The organism is Kribbella sp. NPDC003505, assembly GCF_040610875.1.
Classification (GTDB): Bacteria; Actinomycetota; Actinomycetes; order Propionibacteriales; family Kribbellaceae; genus Kribbella.
The window spans coordinates 21,894-44,090 of record NZ_JBEXNA010000009.1 but is presented as its reverse complement, the minus strand read 5'-3'; the positions used below and the strand labels follow the sequence as shown (position 1 = coordinate 44,090).

General features: G+C 70.8%; 19 protein-coding genes. 13 read left to right on the top strand and 6 right to left on the bottom strand.

What is annotated here, in order from left to right; translation table 11 throughout:
- The first annotated feature begins 35 nt into the window (after positions 1-35).
- Positions 36-1,373, top strand: a complete 1,338-nt coding sequence (locus ABZX12_RS28200) for a TIGR01777 family oxidoreductase (RefSeq protein ID WP_355697937.1) — start codon at positions 36-38, stop codon at positions 1,371-1,373.
- 15 nt (positions 1,374-1,388) lie between these two features.
- Here the strand turns inward: ABZX12_RS28200 and ABZX12_RS28195 are convergent, their stop codons facing one another.
- The 3 genes from ABZX12_RS28195 to ABZX12_RS28185 all read right to left on the bottom strand — a co-directional run bounded on the left by ABZX12_RS28195 (position 1,389) and on the right by ABZX12_RS28185 (position 5,172).
- Positions 1,389-2,609, bottom strand: a complete 1,221-nt coding sequence (locus ABZX12_RS28195; protein WP_355697935.1) for an NAD(P)/FAD-dependent oxidoreductase — start codon at positions 2,607-2,609, stop codon at positions 1,389-1,391.
- A gap of 25 nt (positions 2,610-2,634) precedes the next feature.
- Positions 2,635-4,146, bottom strand: coding sequence for a cryptochrome/photolyase family protein (locus tag ABZX12_RS28190; RefSeq protein ID WP_355697934.1), 1,512 nt, complete (start codon positions 4,144-4,146; stop codon positions 2,635-2,637).
- A gap of 261 nt (positions 4,147-4,407) precedes the next feature.
- Positions 4,408-5,172, bottom strand: a complete 765-nt coding sequence (locus tag ABZX12_RS28185) for an ANTAR domain-containing protein (protein ID WP_355697933.1) — start codon at positions 5,170-5,172, stop codon at positions 4,408-4,410.
- Between the two features lie 70 nt (positions 5,173-5,242).
- Here ABZX12_RS28185 and ABZX12_RS28180 point away from each other — a divergent pair, with 70 nt between their 5' ends.
- Together ABZX12_RS28180 and ABZX12_RS28175 are read left to right on the top strand one after the other, a co-directional pair.
- Positions 5,243-5,875, top strand: coding sequence for a hypothetical protein (locus ABZX12_RS28180; protein ID WP_355697932.1), 633 nt, complete (start codon positions 5,243-5,245; stop codon positions 5,873-5,875).
- Positions 5,872-6,363, top strand: a complete 492-nt coding sequence (locus tag ABZX12_RS28175; RefSeq protein ID WP_355697930.1) for an RDD family protein — start codon at positions 5,872-5,874, stop codon at positions 6,361-6,363. The genes ABZX12_RS28180 and ABZX12_RS28175 overlap by 4 nt, the downstream gene beginning before the upstream one ends.
- Here ABZX12_RS28175 and ABZX12_RS28170 read toward each other — a convergent pair.
- Entirely contained in the window at positions 6,344-6,751 is a 408-nt protein-coding gene (locus tag ABZX12_RS28170) for an SHOCT domain-containing protein (RefSeq protein ID WP_355697928.1), read from the bottom strand. The two genes, ABZX12_RS28175 and ABZX12_RS28170, sit on opposite strands and share 20 nt — an antisense overlap.
- 193 nt (positions 6,752-6,944) lie before the next feature.
- On the opposite strand from ABZX12_RS28170, the gene ABZX12_RS28165 reads away from it, so the two are divergent.
- Positions 6,945-7,871 (top strand): YhjD/YihY/BrkB family envelope integrity protein, encoded by a 927-nt coding sequence (locus ABZX12_RS28165; RefSeq protein ID WP_355697926.1) that lies wholly within the window; start codon positions 6,945-6,947, stop codon positions 7,869-7,871.
- On the opposite strand, the gene ABZX12_RS28160 is transcribed toward ABZX12_RS28165, so the two are convergent.
- Together ABZX12_RS28160 and ABZX12_RS28155 are read right to left on the bottom strand one after the other, a co-directional pair.
- Positions 7,800-8,207 (bottom strand): hypothetical protein, encoded by a 408-nt coding sequence (locus ABZX12_RS28160; RefSeq protein WP_355697924.1) that lies wholly within the window; start codon positions 8,205-8,207, stop codon positions 7,800-7,802. The genes ABZX12_RS28165 and ABZX12_RS28160 overlap by 72 nt on opposite strands.
- An 84-nt stretch (positions 8,208-8,291) precedes the next feature.
- On the bottom strand, positions 8,292-8,981 hold the full coding sequence (locus tag ABZX12_RS28155) for a neutral zinc metallopeptidase (protein WP_355697923.1): 690 nt from the start codon (positions 8,979-8,981) through the stop codon (positions 8,292-8,294).
- A 162-nt stretch (positions 8,982-9,143) separates the two neighbouring features.
- Between ABZX12_RS28155 and ABZX12_RS28150 the strand changes: the two genes are divergently transcribed.
- From ABZX12_RS28150 to menC, 9 genes are read left to right on the top strand one after another with little or no spacing between them, the layout of a single operon-like run.
- Complete coding sequence (locus ABZX12_RS28150; RefSeq protein WP_355697921.1) at positions 9,144-10,532, top strand: serine hydrolase domain-containing protein; 1,389 nt, start codon at positions 9,144-9,146, stop codon at positions 10,530-10,532.
- Positions 10,533-10,558: 26 nt separating this feature from the next.
- Complete coding sequence (locus ABZX12_RS28145) at positions 10,559-12,097, top strand: ABC transporter substrate-binding protein (protein WP_355697919.1); 1,539 nt, start codon at positions 10,559-10,561, stop codon at positions 12,095-12,097.
- Between the two features lie 4 nt (positions 12,098-12,101).
- Positions 12,102-13,100, top strand: coding sequence for an ABC transporter permease (locus tag ABZX12_RS28140; protein WP_355697915.1), 999 nt, complete (start codon positions 12,102-12,104; stop codon positions 13,098-13,100).
- Complete coding sequence (locus tag ABZX12_RS28135; RefSeq protein WP_355697914.1) at positions 13,101-15,008, top strand: dipeptide/oligopeptide/nickel ABC transporter permease/ATP-binding protein; 1,908 nt, start codon at positions 13,101-13,103, stop codon at positions 15,006-15,008. It begins immediately after the preceding gene.
- Positions 15,005-15,757, top strand: coding sequence for an ATP-binding cassette domain-containing protein (locus ABZX12_RS28130; RefSeq protein ID WP_355697912.1), 753 nt, complete (start codon positions 15,005-15,007; stop codon positions 15,755-15,757). The genes ABZX12_RS28135 and ABZX12_RS28130 overlap by 4 nt, the downstream gene beginning before the upstream one ends.
- Positions 15,754-19,029 (top strand): serine hydrolase, encoded by a 3,276-nt coding sequence (locus tag ABZX12_RS28125; RefSeq protein ID WP_355697910.1) that lies wholly within the window; start codon positions 15,754-15,756, stop codon positions 19,027-19,029. Before ABZX12_RS28130 ends, ABZX12_RS28125 begins: the two co-directional genes overlap by 4 nt.
- Complete coding sequence (locus tag ABZX12_RS28120; protein WP_355697909.1) at positions 19,029-20,141, top strand: M20 family metallopeptidase; 1,113 nt, start codon at positions 19,029-19,031, stop codon at positions 20,139-20,141. Before ABZX12_RS28125 ends, ABZX12_RS28120 begins: the two co-directional genes overlap by 1 nt.
- Positions 20,138-21,013, top strand: a complete 876-nt coding sequence (locus ABZX12_RS28115; protein WP_355697908.1) for a GNAT family N-acetyltransferase — start codon at positions 20,138-20,140, stop codon at positions 21,011-21,013. Before ABZX12_RS28120 ends, ABZX12_RS28115 begins: the two co-directional genes overlap by 4 nt.
- A 10-nt stretch (positions 21,014-21,023) precedes the next feature.
- Complete coding sequence (menC, locus tag ABZX12_RS28110) at positions 21,024-22,130, top strand: o-succinylbenzoate synthase (RefSeq protein ID WP_355697906.1); 1,107 nt, start codon at positions 21,024-21,026, stop codon at positions 22,128-22,130.
- Positions 22,131-22,197: the final 67 nt, after the last annotated feature.

Below are 22,197 nucleotides of genomic sequence, written 5' to 3'. Positions count from 1 at the left end.
GGAACCCAGTTGGTGCGATCCGGAGGTATCCGTTCATGGGACTCACCCGTTCGGCAGTCGTCGCCGCGCCGCGGTCGGAGGTCTTCGCCTGGCACGAGCGGCCGGGGGCGATCGTCCGGCTGACGCCGCCCTGGATGCCGGTCAGCATCGAGCAGGAGGCGACCGACCTGTCCGGCGGCACCGCGGTGCTCGGGTTCCCGCTGGGATTGCGCTGGATCGCGCGGCACAGCTCGGCGGAGGTGCCGAAGCGGTTCGTCGACGAGTTCGACACGCCGCTCGCGCGGCAGATCGTCCACTGGCGGCACACCCACGAGTTCGTGGCCGAGGACGACGATCACACCAGGGTCGTCGACGACATCCGCAGCAACGTCCCCGGATTCCTGCTGCGCTCGATGCTGGAGTACCGGCACCGGCAACTGGCCGACGACCTCGCCGCGCTGCAGCGGGCGCATGCCACGGGGATGCGCCCGCTGACGGTCGCGGTCACGGGGACGCACGGAACCGTCGGCCGCTCGCTCTGTGCGCTGCTGAGCACCTCCGGGCACACCGTCGTCAAGCTGGTGCGCGGCGAACCAGGAGGGCCCGACGAGCGTCGGTGGGACCCGGCGAGCCCGGATCGCTCACTGCTGGAGGGGATCGACGCCGTCGTCCATCTGGCCGGAGCCTCGATCGCCGGCCGCTTCACACCACAGCACAAGCAGCGGTTGCGGGATTCCCGCATCGGTCCGACCACAACCCTGGCAGAGCTCGCGGCTGCGACGGACGGAGGGCCGTCGGTGTTCGTTTCCGCCTCGGCGATCGGGTACTACGGCGCCGACCGCGGTGACGAGGAGCTGACGGAGGTCAGTGCCCGGGGCGAAGGTTTCCTTGCCGAGTTGGTGGGTGACTGGGAGCAGGCGACCGAGCCGGCCGCCGCGGGCGGCCTGCGGGTCGTGCAGGTGCGGACCGGCTTGGTGCAGACTCCGGCGGGCGGCACGCTGAAGGCCCTCTACCCGTTGTTCGCCGCCGGGCTCGGAGGCCGGCTCGGAAGCGGTGCGCAATGGCAGGCGTGGATCGGCATCGACGACCTGCTGGACATCTACCACCGGGCGCTGTACGACGATCAGCTCAGCGGCCCGGTGAACGCCGTCGCCCCGGCGCCGGTACGCAACCAGGACTACGCGGCCGTTCTGGCGCGGGTTCTGCATCGGCCCGCGCTGTTGCCGACTCCGTCGTTCGGCCCGCGGCTCCTCCTCGGAGCTGAGGGTGCCGGCGAGCTGGCGGAGGCCAGCCAGCGCGTAGTGCCGACCCGCCTCCTCGAGGCCGGGCACGTCTTCCGCTACCCGGAGCTCGAGCCAGCCCTGCGTCATCTCCTCGGTCGACCGCAGGGTTGATCGCTCGACCCGCAGTCACGGCCTGAGATCGCGGACGACGGCTTCCGCCACCCGTCGACCGGACACCAGCGCGCCCTGGATCGAGCTGGTGTCCCGGTGGTCACCGCTGACGTAGAGCTGCGGGCCGACCTTGGCAGGACTGGTGAAGACGTGGTTGGAGCTCATCCGGGGCAGAGCTCGCGGGATGCGGTACTCCGCGACGAGCTCCCATCCGCTGGTGGACGTACGGTAAAGCTCACCGAGCCGGGACCTGATCGCACTCTCCGCTGGGGTGTCGCCTGGGACCGACGCCGCGACCAGGGCCTTTCCAGCCGGTGCGTAGGTGTCCGCCACCTCGCTCATGACGACCGTGTTCATGAGCGAGCCTGAAACGCCGTCCAGCAGGAGCGTCGGCCGGCGGAGCGGCGGCTCGTCGACCGCGAAGTACCAGGTCGTGACGCCGCCCCACTCAGGAGCGCGGATCGCCGGTGCCAGCGCGGACGCCGCCGTACCGTCGGTCGCGATCACGACGGCCCGGGCTTTCAAGGGTGCACCTGCTCTGACCACACCGCCGTCGACCGAGTCGACGGTCGTCGACAGGCTGAGCGCATCGTCGGCCACGAGTTCGGCGAGGGCGCGCGGCAGCATCCGCATCCCGTCGGCGGGGACGGCGGCACCGCCCCGGACGAAGCATCTCCACAACAGGTGCAGCATCTTCGAGGTGGTGGTCAGCTCGGAATCCAGGAAGACACCGGCCAGGAACGGCCGGAAGACCTCCTCGATCGTGGGCCGCGAGATGCGCCACCTGGCCAGCTCGCGGCCGGTCTCGGTCGGTACCGCCGCGCGAAGGCGGGTCGCGTCGATCGTGGTGTCGCGGAGCGTGAGGGCGCCGACGGCCAGGGCGTCCAGCGGGCGCTTGGCCGCGAAGCGTGCCAACGAGACCAGGGTCTCCCGGCCGCGCGACGAGAAGTCGAGATCCCATCGCTCGTCGCGCCCCTCGGCGAGCACACCGCGGCTGAAGAACCTGAGGTCGAGGCTCTCCGGGGCGAGCAGTCGCCGGAGCTCCGGGTACGCCGGGAGCAGCACCTGGAAGCCTCGGTCCAGGAGGAAACCGTCAACCTCGTCCGTGCGAACCCGGCCACCGACCTCGTCAGCTTGTTCCAGCAGCTTCACCCGCAGGCCGGCGGCCTGCAGGTGGATCGTCGCGGCCAGACCGGCCAGCCCGGCTCCCACGACGATGACGTCGGCATCTTCCACGACCAGTTCCTTCCCGTCCGCTCGATCAGGGGGCCCGAGATCCCCGGTCGTCCTCCTGCAGGACGACCTCCTCGATGCCGTCGAGCGTCTCCAGTTGTTTCAGCGGGCGTGCCAGCCGATGGTTGTGGCGCAACCGCTCCTGGTTCCTGCTCAGGAACCACCAGTACCCGGCAGTGAACGGGCATGCGTCCGGGCCGACACGCACCTTCGGGTCGTAGACGCAGCTGCCGCAGTAGTCGCTCATCTTGTTGAGGTACGAACCGCCGGCCGCATACGGCTTGGTGGCGAGCAGACCTCCGTCGGCGTGCTGGGACATGCCGACGACGTTGGTCACCATGACCCAGTCGTAGCCGTCGACGAAGCTGCGGTGGAACCAGTCCGTCAGTTGGTCCGGCCGCCAGCCCCGTTGCAGGGCGTAGTTGCCCAGGACCATGAGGCGCTGGATGTGGTGCGCCCATCCGTTCTCCCGGACGCCCCGCAGCGTCTCGGACAGGCAGCGCGCCCGAACGTTGCCCTCAGCATCGAGATCCTGGAACCAGTTCGGTACGTCGCGGTGTGCGCGGAGCGCGTTGCGCTCGCGGTAGTCCCGGTCGAAGTGCCAGTACAGGTGCCAGGTCCAGTCGCGCCAGCCGATGATCTGGCGGACGAATCCCTCGACCGCGGCGATCGGTGCGTGCCCGGAGCGGTACGACGCCTCGGCCGCTTCGACGACCTCGAGCGGATCGAGCAGACCCAGGTTGAGCGGGACGGACAGCAGCGAATGCGCCATCCAGTCGTCGCCCGCGAGCATCGCGTCCTCGTGCGCCCCGAAGGCGGGCAGGCGGTGCTCGACGAAATGTTCCAGGGCGGACACGGCTTCGTCGCGGGTCACCGCGAACCGCCGGGGACCGTCCGATCCGACGGAGCGCAGCGAGCCGTCGCGCTCCCAGCGATCGAGGTCCTGCCGGACCTCGGCGTCGATCGCGTCCTCCTCCGGCCACCACGGAGCGGGCGCCCCGAGCCCGCTGCTGCCTCGCGGTGGCGGTTTGCGGTTGTCATGGTCGAAGTTCCAGCGTCCGCCGGCGGGCGTGCCCCCGTCCATCAGGATCTCCCGCCGGACGCGGACGTCGCGGTAGAAGTCCTCCAGCAGCAGCCGGCGGCGACCCCGGTTCGCGGCCCAGTGGGCGAAATCTTCGCGGCTGGTCACGAAACCTCTGGCCGGCAGGACGGTCACCGATTCCTGCCGCTGGACGAACCTCTCCGCGGCGTGCGTCGTCGGTCCGCAGATCGTCAACGGTTCGCCGACCTGGGCGAGCGCGGCGGCGTAGGTGTCCGCCTGGATGAACGTGGCCTGCCGATCAAGCTCCGCGGCGCGGTGGCGCAGCGCCGACAGCACCAGGTGCGCCTTCTGCCGGTGGAAGCGGCGCCGGGCGAACGCGTGGCGGGACTCGATCATCAGCACCGGTTGCTGCGGAGTGTCCAGGAAGTGCGGCCCGAGCTGGTCCGCGAACAGCCATCGGCGCCCGAGGTCGCCGGTCGCTCGGCTGCGCGGTCCCATCCGACTCCCTCGGCTTGCCGTTCCGTCTCGCGCCAAATCTATGCAAAGTCGATGCAGAGTGGGAACCCGCAACGCCGAGACCCGAGTGCGGCGAGCTGACAGTCGCCACGGGTGTGCGGCTCGTCACGTAGCGGAAGTACATGGCACCCAAGGCGTTGGGTACCGGTTGGTTGCGAAGTTGACCGGTCCGCCGTTCAGCAGAGAGCGCGGACCCGGCCCGCTGATTGCCTTCCCGGATCCGCGCCGGACCCGGGAAGGCAATCAGCCGCCTTCCGTCCGCAAGCCGTGCTTGCGCAGTGCCGCGTCGAGCCGGTTGTCGTGCTGTGCATCGACGAATTCCTTGGACAGCTCACGGAGCTTGACGTTGCCGTCCTGGGAGCAGCGTTTGAGGACGTCGAACGCCACGCTCGACGTGACCCCGTAGCGATGCATCAGCAGTCCTTGGGCCTGACCGATCAGGTTGCGCGTGGTGAGAGCCGTCCGGAGCTGCTCGATCAGTGTCCGGCTGTCGTCGAACAGCTGGACGTTGTCGAACGCGACGCCGGCGTTGAGCGCGAACAGCAGCGCGACGTCGTACGACATCCCTCCGAAGGCGTCCGGCTCGGCGGAGAACAGGCTGAAGGCCGCCGCCGCGTCGCCGTCGGCGGGCAGCGGGAGGAACAGACAGCTCCGATAGCCGGCGTTGATCGCCGCGGCGGCGAACTTCGGCCAGCGGTGATCCGCCGCCAGGTCGCCGATCCGGCGCGGCTCGCCGTACGTCAACGCGTCGTGCAACGGGCCGTCGGCGGCGATCAGCTGAGCGGTAAACGTGGGCTGGGCAGGCTCGGTGGTCGGGTCCGTGGCGTCCTGCCGGGCGATCAGCTCGGCCTCGCCGTCCGCGAGGATCGCGATCGCGGCCGCGTCGCAGTCCGGGACGGTTCGCACGATCCGGCTGACGAAGCGACCCAGCGTGCTGCTGACGTCGTCGTCCGCCACGAGCCGGCTGACCTCTGCCAGCTCCTGCGCCAGTCCCAAGATGTCGTCCATGCGGACATCATCCGTTGTCTCGCCCGCTGTGGATGAGGTGGGGGACACGATCGTGTGTCGATGATGAAGGATGGACACGGCAGAGGCGTCCGGGCCGGAGCCCGGTTCGGCAGCGCATCGAGGTCCGGTTTTCGCCCTCGATGTGGTCATCGGGGCGTCGACCCTGGTGGTCGCGCGAACCGTCGCGGCCGGTCGCGGCGCGAAGCAGGCGGTCGCCACGGCCCTGCAGGCTCCCGGCGCCGTTCCCGGCCAGGTCGCCGGCCATGTCCCCGGCCGCGATCGGGTGGACAGCTGGGTGTCGGAGCTGGCACGGCGTGGTGAGCGGGAGCAGGACGAGCTCAAGGACCGCGTGACGTCGTTCGCCGACGACCTGGTCCGGGCGGTGCTGCATCTGGTCCTCGACCGGATCGACCTGACCGAAACGGTCCGGCAGTACGTCGACGTGAACAGCATCGTCCAGGATGTCGATCTCGACGCGGTGATCGGCAAGATGGACGTGGCGGGACTGGCCGAGGGCGTGATCGCTGAGGTCGACATCGCCGAGATCATTCGCCAGTCGACCGGCTCGCTGACCTCCGAGACGGTGCAGAGCGTTCGGATGCAGGGCATCTCCGGCGACGAGGCCGTCGACAAGGCGACCGGCCGGATCCGGGTGCGGTTCAGCCGCAAGCACGCGCCGACGGCGGCGCGGCCGGAGCCGTGAGCCTGGGATCCGTCCCGGCGCAGGCGCGGCCGTTCCAGGGCAGACCGGCAGGGCTGGTGACCAGGACCGTCGCGGGAGTCGTCGACGTGATCGTCGTGCTCGCCCTACTGATGATCGGATACCTGGCGGTCAACGGCGCGGGGTTCGTCGCCGACCCGAGGCACTTCCACTTCGTGAGTGTGTCGGCGGTGGTGAGCCGGACGGTCGGTCTGTGCCTGCTGATCGGCTATCTGTCCGTGGGGTGGTGGCTGAACGGACGAACGTACGGTTGCCGCGTGATGGGCCTGCGGGTCATCGCCGCCAAGGGAGGCCGGGTGCGGCCCTTCGTCGCGCTGGTGCGGGCTCTTATCTGTGTCGTGTTCCCGATCGGGCTGCTGCTGTGTGTCTTCGGCCGGCGCCGCCGTTCGCTGCCGGACCTGCTGCTGCGAACGGCGGTCATCTACGACTGGCGAGCTCAGCTGCCGGTGGTCACGCTGCCAGCGCCTTAGCCTTGAGCGTGTCGAACTCGGTCTGCGAGATGGTGCCGTCGTCGAGCATCGCCTTGGCCCGCGCGATCTGATCGGTCGGCGTGGCCGTCGCGGCGACGTTCCGGATGTAGGTCTCCTGCTCGCGCTGCGCGTCCCGGACCCTGCTCGCCTGACGGTCCGCCATGGACTTGCCACGCACGATGACGTAGACGAGCGAAGTCAGCAGCGGCAGGAAGAACAGGCAGACCAGCCAGATGGCCTTGACAACACCGGACGTGTCCCGGTCACGGAAGATGTCCGTCAGAATCCAGAACAGCATCATCAGGTACGCGACGAACGCGAAGCTGATGATGATGAACCACACGACGTCCCAGAATGACATGTCAGTTCCCTTCTCGCTGTCGACCAAGCTCGACAGCGCTGACTCTGCTCCACCACCGGCCGCCGGGCATCATCCTTGCTGGGGGAGCGCGGGCTCCGGGCTGCCCTTCATCCCTCCTGGGTGAGTTCACCGGCTGCTCGCGCGCCTAGCGTCGAACTGCAGGCGCTGGACCGGGATCGACGGCGAATGCACCGGCCCGGCAACGGGTGAGGGGCGGCGAATGAAGCGGGAGTGGGCCGAGCATCCGCGCGTGCGGCGATTCGCCGGCTGGTTCCGGACGAGCCTGATCGGCCGGATCGTCGTGGCCGCCCTCGAGATCAGGGTGTACGACCGGGCGCTGACCCTGGCGGGCAAGGCGTTCATCGCGCTGGTTCCGCTGCTGATCGTGGTGGCGACCCTGCTCAGCGGCTCCGGAGCGCTGGCCCTGGCCGACTGGCTGATCGACAAGTTCGAGCTCACCGGGGGAGCCGCCGACGCGGTCCGGTCGCTGTTCGGCCGGCCGCCGTCGGCATCCGGCGGCCTGACGATCCTGAGCGTCCTCACGGTCCTGGTGTCGGCGAGCAGCTTCGCGCGGTCCGTCCAGCGAACCTACGAGGCGGCGTGGAAGCTTCCCGCGCGGGGGCTGCGCGGTACCGTCCACGGCATCCAGGGCGCGGGTCTCGTCCTCCTGGTGCTGTTCGTGCTCGCCTACCTGGCGAGCCTGACCGACGAGCTGCCGGGTGGCCGGATCGTCACCGTCCTGGCACAGACCGTCGTCGCGGTCCCCGGCTGGTGGCTCGCCAGCTGGCTGTTGCTGACCCGGCGGGTGGCGTGGCGCCTGCTGTTGCCGGGGGCGGTGGTCAGCGCGTTCGGGCAGGTGCTCGTGGGTGCGGTGGGCAGCCGGTACGTACCCCACCTGATCGAGCGGAACGCCGAGCGGTACGGCGTCATCGGCGTGGCGATCGCGCTGATCTCCTGGCTGGTGATCCTGGCGCTGCTGATCGTCGCGTCGGCGGTCGTCGGCGCCCAGGTGGGCGCCACGCTCGCCGGGCGCGGCCCCGCGCCCGATCCGGCGCGGGAACCCGGACGAACGGCGTCAGGTGCGGATCGCGCCCGGGCGGGTCAGGGCCCAGATCACCCAGATGTCGAGGCCGATCAGCAGGAGTGACCACCACGGGTAGTACGGAATGAAGAAGAAGTTGTCGACCGCGCTGAGCACCACGAGGAACAACGCCGACACACCGGCCCAGGTGGCCCGGCTGTACAGCCCGAAGGCGACCACGAGCAGCAGGATGCCGAGGATCAGGTGGATCCAGCCCCAGGCCGTGGTGTCCAGGTCGAACGTGTATCCGCGGACCCTGATGAAGAACTCGTCGTTGATGATCGCGGCCAGGCCCGTGATCATGTGGAAGATCCCGATGATCACCAGCATCGTCGCCGCGAAGGTGATTCCGCCGACTGCCCAACCCGACACCGGCTGCTGTGATCGCTCTGTGCGACTCATCTCGCCTCCTCTTGTCACCCTGACCAGACGGTAGGCCGCGTCGGCCGGCTGCTGACTCACCCCTGACGGGTGAGCCGGTGGCTGTCAGGTGGTGCAGGCGGTGACGCCGCCCTCGACGCCGGTGCTGAACGCGGAGGTCCGCTGCTCGGCGTTTCCGTGGTCGCTGACGTCGGTCCAGGGGTAGTCGTCCGCGACCGCCGCCAGCGTTCTCGCGATCTCCTCGCTGTCTCCGGGTTCGATCGTGATCAGGCCCTCGTCGGCCGCACCCTGGAGCGCGGCTCCGGCGAGGCAGTCCGCCTGGAGTTCCGCGGCGACCGAGACGCGGTCGTCGCGCAGCCTGGCCTGGATCGCGTGGCCCCACTCGTGCGCGATGATCAGGTACACCCAGGCGTCGCCGATCTGGCTGTAGCCGGCCGCCATCAGGTTGTCGTCCCAGGCCACGAAATCACCCGGCCGGCAGTACACGGCGTTGAACGGCACGGATTCCGGTTCGCCTCCGCACGGCGGCCCGTCGGTCCCGACGTACGACCCGGCGACGCGGGGACTTCGGTACGGCTGACCGAACAGCTCGGCGAAGTGCCGGCGCCAGAACGAGTCCACGGCGTTCACGGCGTCCTGCTCATCGGTCTTCATCGCTTCGCGATCGACCGCCGGCGTCACCGCCGCCGGCGGCGTGGCCGACTGGTCGTACGGGTCCGAGGATGTCGTGTTGCAGGCGGCGACGAAGGCGACCGCGATCACCGCCGCAGCCAGCCGCCAGGTCAGCGTGCGCACGAGTACAGCCTCGGGGGACGGCGAGGTGACCGCATCCTCCTCGCCGGGTGATCGGGGTGCCAGGACCTGCCCCGGCGGGGTTGTCCGGGGGGACGGACAAGTCGGGCAGATTCTGTCCGGTGGGACAGATACCTGGGCGTGGCGGCTGTCTAGCTTGACGGCATGGCAGCGTTGACGGAGATCGAGAAGTGGCTGGCAGAGACCGTGCCGGGAGCCATCGAGCGGTACGACGTACCCGGGGTGGCGTGGGCGGTTCTGGCCGACGGAGATGTGGTGGACGGCGCCGCCGGCGTCCTGAGCAGGTCGACGCTCGTCGATGCGACCGCGGACTCGGTGTTCCAGATCGGCTCGATCACGAAGCTGTGGACCGCCACGCTGGTGCTGCAGCTCGTGGACGAGGGCAAGATCGATCTGGACGTACCGATCCGGACCTATCTGCCGGAGTTCCGGATCGCGGACGAGCAGGCCGCGGCCCGCATCACCACGCGGCAGTTGCTGTCGCACACGGCCGGCTTCGAAGGGGACATCTTCACCGACACCGGTCGCGGCGACGACTGCGTGGAGAAGTACCTGCTGGAGTTGCACGGGGTCGCGCAGCTGTTCCCGCCCGGTGAGCAGTTCTCGTACAACAACGCCGGCTACTGCGTCCTGGGGCGGCTCGTCGAGGTACTGAGGAACTCGCCGTACGACGTGTGCCTGCGTGACCACCTGATCGCGCCGCTCGGGCTCACCCACACCGCGCCCGGCCCGTACGAGGCGATCCTGTTCCGCGCGGCCGTCGGTCACATCGAGACCGAGCCGGGCGCCGGGTACCAGCCGGCGCCCGTCTGGTCCCTGGTCCGGTCGAACGCGCCGGCCGGCTCCTCGCTCGCGATGCGGCCGCGGGACCTGCTGACCTTCGCCAAGCTGCACCTGGACGACGGCAAGGCTGCCGACGGCACGCAGGTGCTCGCCCCGGGGACCGCCGGCCGGATGCACCAGCAGCAGGTCGACCTTCCCGATCTCGGGTTGATGGGCACCTCCTGGGGCCTCGGCTTCGAGCGCTTCGAGACGCCTGACGGCCTGGTCATCGGTCACGACGGCGGAACCATCGGTCAGTCGGCGTTCCTGCGGATCGTCCCCGAGAGCGGCGTCGCCGTCGCCCTGCTGACCAACGGCGGCGACGCCGTCTCTCTCTACCGCGACGTCGTCGGGCACGTGCTGGAACAGCTCGGCGGCGTCCACCTGCCCGCACTGCCGCAGCCGCCCGCCGCAGCGGAGCGGATCGACGCCGGCCGGTACATCGGTACCTACGAGGCGGACGTGGTGGAGATGACCGTCAGCCAGGACGCGGGCGGCCGGATCTGGCTGGAGCAGAAGCCGAAGGGCGTCTTCGCGGAGCTCGGCGAACAGGTCGAGCGCAAGGAGCTCGTGCCGTACCGCGAGGGGAGCCTGATCCCGGTCGAGGCCGACCGCGGCATGCACCTGCCGCACGTCTTCGTCGGCGACGACGGCCACGGCCACGCCCTGTACCTGCACATCGGCCGGGCCGTCCGCCGGGCCGGCGCCTGAGATCCTTCGACGAAACGGATTCCGCCATGTTCCTCCGCGCTCCTGTCTGTGCCGCCGTCCTGGTCTCACTTGTTGCTTGTAGCAACCAGAGTGCCAAGGGCGGCGGTGATGCCCCGGTGGTGGACGGCGGCACGTTCACGATGGCGCTGCCGACCGATCCGGGCAACCTCGATCCGCAGTCGTCGGCCGCGGGCGCGCTGTTCACGGTGACCCAGCTGGCCTACGACCCGCTCCTGTCGGTCGACGCCGGCAACGGCGACATCCGGTCCGGTCTGGCGACCAAGTGGGCGGTGAACGGGAAGACCGTCACGCTGACCCTTGCCGACGGCATCAAGTGTTCCGACGGCACGCCGCTGACCGCGTCGAGCGTGGTCGCCAACCTGAAGTACGTCGGCGACCCGAAGAACAAGAGTCCGTTCCTCGGCACCTTCCTCCCGGTCGGCGCGACCGGGAAGGCCGACGACGCGACGAGGACCGTCACGATCACCCTCGCCACGCCGGCCCCGTTCGTCCTGAACGGCCTGGCCAGCCTGCCGATCGTGTGCTCGTCGGGTCTGACCGACCGCAAGTCGCTGGCGCACAAGACCTCGGGCACAGGACCGTACGAGCTGACCGAGGCCGCGCCCGGCGACCACTACACGTACCAGCGTCGCGACGGCTACACCTGGGGACCGAACGGCGCGACCACGGCGACGCCGGGCATGCCGAAGACGGTCGTGATGAAAGTCGTCCAGAACGAGACCACCGCCGCGAACCTGCTGCTGTCCGGTGGTCTCAACGCCGCCGTGATCATCGGGCCGGACGCCCTGCGGCTCGAGAAGGCGGGTCTGTTCGCCACCAAGACGACGGCGTTGGTGGGCGAGCAGTGGTACAACCACGCCAAGGGCCGGGCGACCAGTGACCCGGCCGTCCGGATGGCGCTCACCCAGGCTCTCGACCTGCCCGAGCTCCGCAAGGTGCTCACCTCCGGGAAGGGCACGCCGCCGACCACGCTCGCGACGATCGAGCCGGCCGCCTGCGTCGGCGACGCGCTCGCGCGGAGTTTGCCGGCACGCGACGTCGCGGCGGCGAAAACCGCCGTACAGAAGGCGAATGTGCGACCTCTGACGTTCTTGTACGACAACAGTCGGGGGAGCGGAGTCGCCGCCGCGGCCGAGCTCGCCGTCCAGCAGTGGCAGGCCATCGGGGTGAAGGTCACCGCGAAGGGCATGAACGGCACAGCGCTGAACGAGACGCTGTTCAGCTCCGGTGACTGGGACATCGTCTGGGTGCCGCTGGGCGTCAGCAGTCCGGACCAGGTGGTGCCGTTCCTGTCCGGCCCGGCCGCACCGAACGGAACCAACTTCGCCGCGATCCGGAACAAGACCTACGAGGCCACGGTCCAGAAGGCGGGTGCGATGTCCGGCAAGGCGAGTTGCCCGACCTGGCTGGAGGCGGAATCCGCGGTCGTGGCCGCCGCCGATCTGGTGCCGTTCGCGAACAGCGCGGTCCAGACGTTCGGCGCCAAGGCGCGGTTCGCGGCACCGGGGCTCGTCCCGACCAGCATCCGGATGCTGGCGAACTGATCACATGACGACCACGGATCCGGCGCCCGGGATCGCCGTACGGCAAGGGTTGTGGGCGCACGACTGGGTGCGCTTCGGGGTACGGCGGGCGGGCCGCCTGCTCGTCTCGTTGTGGGTGGTGGTGACGGCCTCGTTCCTGATGATCCACCTGATCCCGGGTGACCCGGTCCGGGCCGCGCTCGGACCGACCGCACCGGCCGAGCTGGTCGCGGCCAAGCGGGCGGCGCTCGGCCTCGACGACCCGCTGTGGCGGCAGTACGGCGCCTACCTCGAGCGGCTGTTCAGCGGCGATCTCGGCAGCTCGCTCGTGTCGCAGCTGCCGGTGTCCGACGTGATCGCGCAGCGGCTCCCGGCGACGCTGGCCCTGGCCGTTCTCGCGTTCGTCCTCGCGGTGACGATCGCGCTCCCGGTCGGTGTCGTGGTCGGCGTGCTGACCCGCGGCGGCCGGGGCCGGCGTACCGAGCTCGCGTTCACCGCCGGCAGCGTGATCCTCGGCATCGTCCCGGACTTCCTGATCGGGGTCGGCCTGGTCTTCGTCTTCGGTGTCAGCCTGAGCTGGCTGCCGGTCGCGGGCAACCAGTCGCCGGCCGCCTACGTCCTTCCGGTGCTCTGTCTCGCGCTCGGCCCGGCGGCGATCCTGGCGCGGATCCTGCGCGTCGAGCTGGTCAGCGTGCTCGACGCCGACTTCATCCGCACCGCCCGCGCGAAACGGCTGCCGGCCCGCGTGGTCTATCTGCGGCACGCCCTGCCCAACGCGGCGACGGCCGCGCTCACCCTCGGTGCGCTGATCCTCAGCTCGATGGTTGCCGGGACGGTGCTGATCGAGAACGTCTTCAGCTGGCCGGGCCTGGGGATGACGATCGTGCAGTCGATCCTCGACAAGGACTATCCCGTCGTCCAGGGCATCGTCCTCGTGTACGGCGTCGGCGTGCTGGCCGCGAACACCGTCGTCGACGTCGCCCTCGCCCTGCTCGACCCGCGCTCGATCATCCGGGAGGACTGAATGCAGCGGCGACGATGGATCGGCGTACTCCGGACCCCGCTCGGACTCACCGCGACGGCCCTGGTGGTCGCGGTGCTGCTCCTGGCCGTCCTCGGGCCGGTGATCTGGTCGGGCCCGGCGAACGCGGTCGACACCGGCAACATCCTGGCCGGACCGTCGGCCGAGCACTGGACCGGGACCGACAACCTCGGCCGGGACATCTTCTACCGCGTCCTGGTGGCCGGGCGGCTGTCCGTCGAGCTCGCACTCGCCGCCACCGCGATCGCGATCGCGGCCGGCCTGCTGCTCGGCACCGCGCCGTTCCTGCTGGGGCGCCGGCTCGGCCGGCTCGTGACCGGCGCCGTCAACGTCGCGGTCGCCTTCCCGGGACTGCTGCTCGCGCTGTTCTTCGCCGTGATCTTCGGTGTCGGCGCGACCGGAGCCGTGCTCGCGATCGGGCTGGCCGGGGCGCCGGCGTTCGCCAGGCTGACGCAGACGCTGGTCGCCGGACTCGCCGCACGCGACTTCATCGCGGCCGCACGGATCGCCGGGGTCGGCCGGATCCGGATCCTGTTCCGGCACGTGCTGCCGAACATCGCCGAGCCGCTGGTCGTGAACGCCACGCTCGGCGCGGGCGGCGCGCTGCTGGCCTTCGCGGGCTTGTCGTTCCTGGGCCTCGGCGTGCAGCCGCCGGCGTACGACTGGGGCCGGCTGCTGTACGACGGGATCGGCGCGATCTACGTGAACCCGGCGGCCGCGCTGGCGCCCGGTGCCGCCGTACTGCTCGCCGGGCTGGCGTTCAACCTGTTCGGCGAGACCGTCGCCAAGGGCCTCGGTGTGACCCGGCTCGGCGCCCTCCGCGGTGCGATCTCACGGCCCGTGACCGAGGACCGAGCTGCACAGGGCGAACCGGTGTCGGACGTCGTGCTGGACGTCCGCGACCTCTCGGTGAGTTTCCCCGGTCCGGCCGGCGAGATCCGCCCGGTACGTGGGGTGTCCTTCGCCGTACGACGAGGTGAGGCGCTCGGCGTGGTGGGGGAGTCGGGCTCCGGCAAGTCGCTCACCGCGCTGGCGGTCTCGCGGCTGATCGACGCTCCCGGGCAGGTCGACGCCGAGCGGGTCCAGTTCCTGGGGACCGACCTGCGCGGCCCCGACACCAAGGCGCGGCAGCGGCTGCTCGGGACCTCGCTGGCGATGGTGTTCCAGGACCCGATGACGTCGTTCAACCCGACCCAACGGATCGGCGGCCAACTGGCCGAGGTGGCCCGCCACCACCAGGGACTGGGCCGGCGCGCGGCGCTGGCCCGGGCGGCCGACCGGTTGCGGGCGGTGCGGATCCCCGCGGCCGAGCGACGGATCCGGCAGTATCCGCACGAGTTCTCCGGCGGGATGCGGCAGCGCGCGATGATCGGTCTGGGGCTGATGGGCACGCCCGCACTGATCGTCGCCGACGAGCCGACCACCGCGCTGGACGTCACCGTGCAGCGGCAGATCCTCGAGCTGCTCGACGCGATCCGGCAGGCCGACGACGTCGCGCTGGTCCTGATCAGTCACGACGTCACCGTCGTCCGCGAGGTGTGCGACCGCGTGCTGGTGATGTACGCCGGCCGGATCGTGGAGGACCTTCCCGCGCACGAACTGACGACCGGGGCGCGGCATCCGTACACGCGCGCTCTGGTGGCCGCCGTGCCCGATCTGGACACCGATCTCGATCAGCCGCTGGCCGTGATTCCCGGCCGGCCGGTCGCGCCCGCGGAGTTTCCGCAGGGCTGCGCGTTCGCTGCCCGCTGCCCGCTGGCCGACGAGCGTTGCCGGGCGGAGGATCCGCCGCTGACCGCCGACGGCGCGGGACGCCGGGTCGCCTGCTGGCATGCGGGCGAGCCGCTCGCGGTCGAATCGTCCGTCGACGAGCTGGTGGAGGCGCCGTGAGCGAGTTGCGCTTCGACGACGTGCGGGTCAGCTACGGCCGGACCACGGCCGTCGACGGTGTCAGCCTGACCGTTCCGGCCGGCCAGATCGTCGGTCTGGTCGGCGAGTCGGGATCGGGGAAGTCCACTTTGGCCCGGGCCGCGGTCGGACTCGCGCCGCTGGACGGCGGACAGATCCTGCTGGACGGCCGGCCGGTGCCGACGCGGGGCCGGCAGCGCCCGTTGCAGATGGTGTTCCAGGATCCGTACTCCTCGCTGGATCCGCGGATGCGGATCGGTGAGAGCGTCGCGGAGGTCGTCCCGCCCGGAGGATCGCGGGCCGACCGCCGGGCCGAGGTCGAGCGGCTGCTCGGGCTCGTCCATCTCGATCCCGTCCAGGCCGCGTCCTACCCGTCGCAGTTGTCCGGCGGTCAGCGCCAGCGGGTCGCGCTGGCGCGGGCCCTGGCCGGCCGGCCGCGGGTGGTGATCGCCGACGAGATCACGTCCGCACTGGACGTCTCGATCCAGGGCGCCGTCCTCAACCTGGTGCGTGAGCTCCAGCGCGAGCTCGGTCTGTCCATCCTCTTCATCTCGCACAACCTCGTGGTGGTCCGGTACGTGTCGACGCGGCTCGCGGTGATGTACCGCGGCCGGATCGTCGAGCAGGGACCGACCGACCGCGTCCTGGCCGAACCTCGCGACGACTACACCCGCGAGCTGCTCGCCGCCGTCCCCGGGCCTACGGCCCCGACCGACAGGAGTACCCCATGACCCGACGGATGCGTATCGACGACCTGACCGATCTCGTGGTCCCGTCCCAGCCGGTGCTGTCCCCGGACGGCACGCGGATCGCTTACGTGGTGAGGACTCTGGACGCCGACCTCGACCGCAACGTCGACCAGCTGTGGCTCACGGCGACCGACGGCGGTCCGGCCCGCCGCCTGACCGCGGGCCCGAAGGACGTCGCACCTGCCTGGTCACCGGACGGCACGCGCGTCGCGTTCGTACGGGACGGACAGCTCGCCGTCCTCACCGCCGACGGGGGCGAAGCGGAGACGCTGACCGACCTGTCCCTCGGCGCGGGTGCGCCGGTGTGGAGCCCGGATGGCCGGCGGCTGGCGTTCAGCGCGCCGGTCGACGACGGCACGAGCGGTCCGCTGGTCGCGGATCGCGTCGACTACCAGGCCGATGGCGCCGGCCGGTACGGCGCTGTGCGGAACCAGTTGCACGTCTTCGATCTCGAGACGCACGACGTACGTCGGCTGACGGACGACCCGGAGAGCGCGGGACAACCCGTGTGGTCGCCCGACGGTACGACGCTCGCCTTCACCCGGCGCGTCGGCGACGACAGCGATCTGCGGTACCGGACCGCCGTACACCTGCTCGCCGTCGACGACCCGAAGGCCGAGCCACGCGCAGTCGCGCTCACGGACGGTCTCGCGGCGACCGTCGACTACACCGCGGACGGCAACGCGTTGCTCGTCATCGGCTGGCCGGGGGAGCCGAAGGGCCACCTGCGGTTGCTGCTCGTTCCGCTGGACGGTGGGGAGACCGTCGAGCTGTCCGGATCGCTTGATCGCAACGTGATGCCGGGCGCGACCGCGTACCCGGGCGGGCGGCCGCAGGAGCACGACGGCCGGATCTACTTCTGCGTCCGCGACCGCGGCTGCACGAACTTGTGGTCCGTCGCCCGCGACGGCACTGACGCCCGTCCGGTCCTGGCCGGTGACGACCGTGTGGTCGGCGGCCTGTCCGTTGCCTCCGGCAACGCCGCGATCACCCTCGCCGGCAGCACGTCGTACGGCGAGATCGCGGTCGTCGACCTGTCCACCGGCGACTCGACAGTGTTGACCGAGCACGGATCGGCGCTGAACGACGTGCAGCTGTTCCCCCACGAGGAGCGGACGTTCACGATCTCGGACGGGACGCAGGTGCAAGCCTGGCTGGTGCGTGATCCGGATCGCTCCGGTCCCTCGCCGGTGCTGCTCGACATTCACGGTGGCCCGCACAACGCCTGGAACGGAGCCGCCGACGAGGTGCACCTGTACCACCAGGAGCTTGCGGCGCGCGGGTGGACCGTGCTGCTCGTCAACCCGCGCGGCAGCGACGGATACGGCGAGGCCTTCTTCGACGGGGCGGTGGGCGCCTGGGGTGTCGCCGACAGCAAGGACTTCCTCGAGCCGCTGGACCAACTCGTCGCGGAGGGGCTGGCCGACCCGGACTGGTTGGCGGTCGCGGGCTACAGCTACGGCGGTTTCATGACGTGCTGGCTGACCGCGCACGACGACCGGTTCGCCGCCGCGGTGGCCGGCGGGGTGGTCAGCGACCTGGTCAGCATGGCCGGGACCTCCGACGACGGGCATTTCCTCAGCGCCCACGAACTCGGCGGCCTGCCCTGGACGCAGCCCGAGCGGTACGCCGCGATGTCGCCGATCGCGAGCGTGGCGGCCGTCCGCACCCCGACGCTGATCCTGCACGGCGCGGAGGATCTCAGGTGCCCGGTCGGGCAGGCACAGCAGTGGCACACCGCGCTGCGTGAGCTCGGCGTGCCGACACGGCTGGTCCTGTACCCGGAGGCGTCACACGCGTTCATCCTGACCGGCCCGCCGTCGCAGCGGCTCGACTACAACCACCGGATCGTCGAGTGGGTCGAGCAGCACGCCGTCCGCTCGGGCCGTCCGCGCATCGACGTTGCGCACTGGCAGAAGCGGTTGGCCCGGCTGGCGGAACGGCACCACGTGCCGGGCGCGCAGCTGGGCATCCTTCGCGCGGACGAGCAGGTAGAGGCGTCGTACGGCGTACTCAACCTGAACACGGGCGCTCCGGTGACGGGGGAGTCGGTGTTCCAGATCGGGTCGATCACCAAGGTGTGGACCGCGACCGTCGCGATGCAACTGGTCGACGAGGGGCTGCTCGACCTCGACGCTCCGCTCGTGGAGGTGCTGCCGGAGCTGCGGCTGAAGGACCCGGACGTGACCAAGGCCGTCACGCTGCGGCACCTGCTCACCCACACCAGCGGGATCGACGGCGACATCTTCACCGACACCGGGCGCGGCGACGACTGCCTGGAGAGGTACGTCGACCTGCTGGCCGACGCGGCGCAGAACCATCCGCTCGGCGCGACCTGGTCGTACTGCAACTCGGGCTACTCGCTGCTCGGTCGTGTGATCGAGAAGGTCACCGGCAAGACCTGGGACCAGGCGATGCGCGAGCGTCTGTTCACACCGCTCGGTCTGACCCACACGACGACGCTGCCGGAGGAAGCGCTGGTGTTCGCCGCGGCGGTCGGTCATGAGGAGCGGGACGGGAAGCAGCAGCCCGTCCGGGTCTGGGGACTGCCGCGGTCGGTCGGACCCGCGGGACTCGTGACGTCGACGGTGTCCGACGTGCTGGCATTCGCTCGCTTGCATTTGGACGGCGGTACGACCGCCGACGGGCACCGGCTGCTCGTCGAAGCCAGCGCGACGGCGATGACCGAGCACCAGGCCGACCTGCCGGACAAGCACGTCCTCGGCGACTCGTGGGGACTCGGCTGGATCCGTTTCGGCTGGGACGGCCAACGGTTGTACGGCCACGACGGCAACACCCTCGGGCAGGCCGCGTTCCTGCGGGTCCTGCCGTCGCAAGGACTTGCCGTCACGTTGCTGACGAACGGCGGCAACACCCGCGATCTGTACGAGGACCTGTACCGCGAGATCTTCGCCGAGCTGGCCGGTGTGGCGATGCCGGCGCCGGTGGCTCCGCCCACGGAGCCGGTCGAGGTGGACGTCACGCCGTACGTCGGAGCCTACGAGCGCGCGTCGGTCCGGATGGAGGTCGAGGCGACGGCCGACGGGCCGCTGCTGCGGACGATCCTGACCGGTCCGCTCGCCGAGCTCGTGCCCGACCCGGTGGAGGAGTACCCGATGGTGCCGTTCGGGCCTAGGCAGTTCCTGGTCAAGCCGCCGGAGGCCGAGACCTGGGCGCCGGTGACCTTCTACGAGTTGCCGACCGGCGAACAGTACGTCCACTTCGGGGTGCGGGCGACTCCGCGGGTGAAGTGATGCCGACTGATCTCCTGGCGGACATCCAGGCGCTCGTGGAGTGCGAGTCGCCGTCGGCCGACCTGTCCGCGGTCGCCCGCTCCGCCGAGGTGGTGGCGCGGATCGGCACGGCTCGGCTCGGGGTCGGGCCCGAGCGGATCGTGCTCGACGGCCGCACCCATCTGCGCTGGCGGCTCGGCGCGCGGCCGCGGGTCCTCCTGCTCGGCCATCACGACACGGTGTGGCCGCTGGGGTCGCTGGCGACCCGCCCGTACTCGGTCGAGGGCGGCGTACTGCGCGGGCCGGGCTGCTTCGACATGAAGGCCGGGCTCGCGATGGCCTTCCACGCCGCCGCCGGACAGGACGGCGTCACCCTGCTCGTCACCGGCGACGAGGAGCTCGGCTCCCCGTCGTCGCGATCGCTGATCGAGGACGAGGCCCGGGTCGCGGAGGCCGCCTTGGTGCTCGAGGCCTCCGCCGACGGCGGCGCGCTCAAGACCGAGCGCAAGGGCGTGTCGCTGTACGACGTACGCATCACCGGCCGCGCTGCCCATGCGGGCCTCGAGCCGGAGCGCGGGATCAACGCGACCCTGGAGCTCGCCCACCAGGCACTCGCCGTGCATGCACTCGGCGCACCGGAACTCGGCACGTCGGTCACGCCGACAAGCTCCCGCGCCGGAACGACGACCAACACGGTCCCGGCGGCCGGATCGTTCGCGGTGGATGTACGAGCCCGGACGACCGCCGAGCAGGATCGCGTCGACGCAGCGATGCGTGAGTTGCGACCGGCGCTCCCGGGGGCCGCCATCGAAGTCGGCGGCGGGCCGAACAGGCCGCCGCTGGAGTCGTCCGCGGTACTTCTCGAACGGATCCGCGCCGTCGCGGCCCGGCTCGGGATGCCGGCGCCGACAACGGCCGCGGTCGGCGGTGCGTCGGACGGCAACTTCACGGCCGGCGCCGGGACACCGACGCTCGACGGACTCGGTGCGGTCGGCGGCGGTGCACACGCCGACGACGAGCATGTCCTGATCGAACCGCTCGCGGCACGGACCGAGCTCCTGCGCGCGCTCGTCGCGGACCTGCTGGCCGATCCGATCCGGCACCTGACGACGACTGGCACGGGGCGACGATGACAAGAGCTGAAGACCAGGGCGGGCTGCGGGTCCTGGCCGACCCGGTCCAGGACCGCGCGACGGCCGCAGCGGAGGCGGCGGCGCTGAGCGCGGGAGTGGTGGTCCGCGAGATCTGGGACCTGACCGAGCTGGAGGGCGTCGTGCGGCTGTACGGCGCGATCTGGGGCAACGGTACCAACCCCCAGGTCACCGTCGAGCTGTTGCGCGCGTTGACCAAGGCCGGCAACTATGTCGGCGGCGCGTTCGTCGGCGGCCGGCTGATCGGCGCCTGCGTCGGCTTCTTCCACGCCCCCGCCGAGGACGCCTTGCACAGCCACATCGCCGGGGTGTCCCGGGACGGCATCGGGCGTGGTGTGGGCTTCGCGCTCAAGCTGCACCAGCGGGCCTGGGCGCTGCGCCGCGGCGTCTCGGAGGTGGCCTGGACGTTCGACCCGCTGATCAGGCGCAACGCCTACTTCAACCTGGTGAAGCTCGGCGCCCGGGCCGACGAGTACCTACCCAACTTCTACGGCGCGATGACCGACGCGATCAACGGCGGCGACGACTCCGACCGGCTGCTGGTCCGTTGGCGGCTCGCCGATCCGGTCGCCGTGGCAGCCTGCGACGGCGCACCCGTCGCCGTCGACACCAGCTCGGCGGTCGTTGCCCTCGGCATCTCTGAGGCCGGCGCGCCGGTCGTACGTCCGACGGGTGCCGCCACCTACCTGGTCGCGGTGCCGTCGGACGTCGAGGCGCTGCGGGTGCGCGAGCCGGCGCTCGCCCGGCAGTGGCGGACCGCGGTGCGCGACACGCTCGGGGTACTGCTGGCGGACGGCGGGCGGATCACCGGCTTCGACCGAGCAGGTTGGTACGTCGTGAGGAGAGAGCAGTGAGGAGAGAGCAGTGAAGCTGACCGGTGTTGAACTGCGGCACGTCTCGATGCCGCTCGTCGCTCCGTTCCGTACGTCGTTCGGCACCCAGACCACGCGTGACGTCCTGCTGCTGCGGGTCGTCACCGACGAGTCCGAGGGCTGGGGCGAGTGCGTGGCGATGACCGATCCGTTGTACTCGTCGGAGTACGTCGACGGCGCTGCCGACGTGCTGCGGCGGTTCCTGGTGCCCGCGCTGGCGGCGGCCGGCCCGATCGATGCGCACGCGGTCGCGACGGTGCTGACGCCGTACCGGGGGCACCGGATGGCGAAGGCCGCGCTCGAGACCGCCGTCCTCGACGCCGAGCTGCGGGCCGAGGGGCGTTCGTTCGCCCGCGAGCTCGGCGCGGTGCACGACCGGGTGCCGTGCGGGGTGTCGGTCGGGATCATGGACAGCGTCCCGGCCCTGCTCGATGCGGTCGGCAACTACCTCGACGAGGGCTACCTGCGGATCAAGCTCAAGATCGAGCCGGGGTGGGACGTCGAGCCGGTCCGAGCGGTCCGCGAGCGGTACGGCGACGACGTCCTGCTGCAGGTCGACGCGAACACGGCGTACACGCCGGCCGATGCGCGGCACCTGGCCCGGCTGGACCCGTTCGGGCTGCTCCTGATCGAGCAGCCGCTGGACGAGGAGGACGTGCTCGGTCACGCCGAGCTGGCGCGGCTGATCGAGACGCCGGTGTGCCTGGACGAGTCGATCACGTCCGCGCGATCGGCCGCCGCGGCGATCCGGCTGGGCGCCTGCCAGGTCGTGAACATCAAGCCCGGCCGGGTCGGCGGCTACCTGGAGGCGCGCCGGATCCACGACGTGTGCGTCGCGCACGGCGTGCCGGTGTGGTGTGGCGGGATGCTGGAGACCGGCATCGGCCGGGCCGCGAACGTCGCGCTGGCCGCGCTTCCCGGGTTCGTCCTGCCGGGCGACACGTCGGCGTCCGGTCGCTACTACCGCACGGACATCACCGAGCCGTTCGTGCTGGTCGACGGACAGCTCGCCGTACCGACGGGGCCGGGATCGGGGGTGTCGCCCGTGCCCGAGTTGCTGGACGAGGTCACGACCGGGGTCGAGTGGCTGGCGGTGTAGTTGTCCGGCCGGACAGGTTTCGTGCTGGATCTTGTCCGCTCGGACGAAGTACTCTGAGTACGTCCGC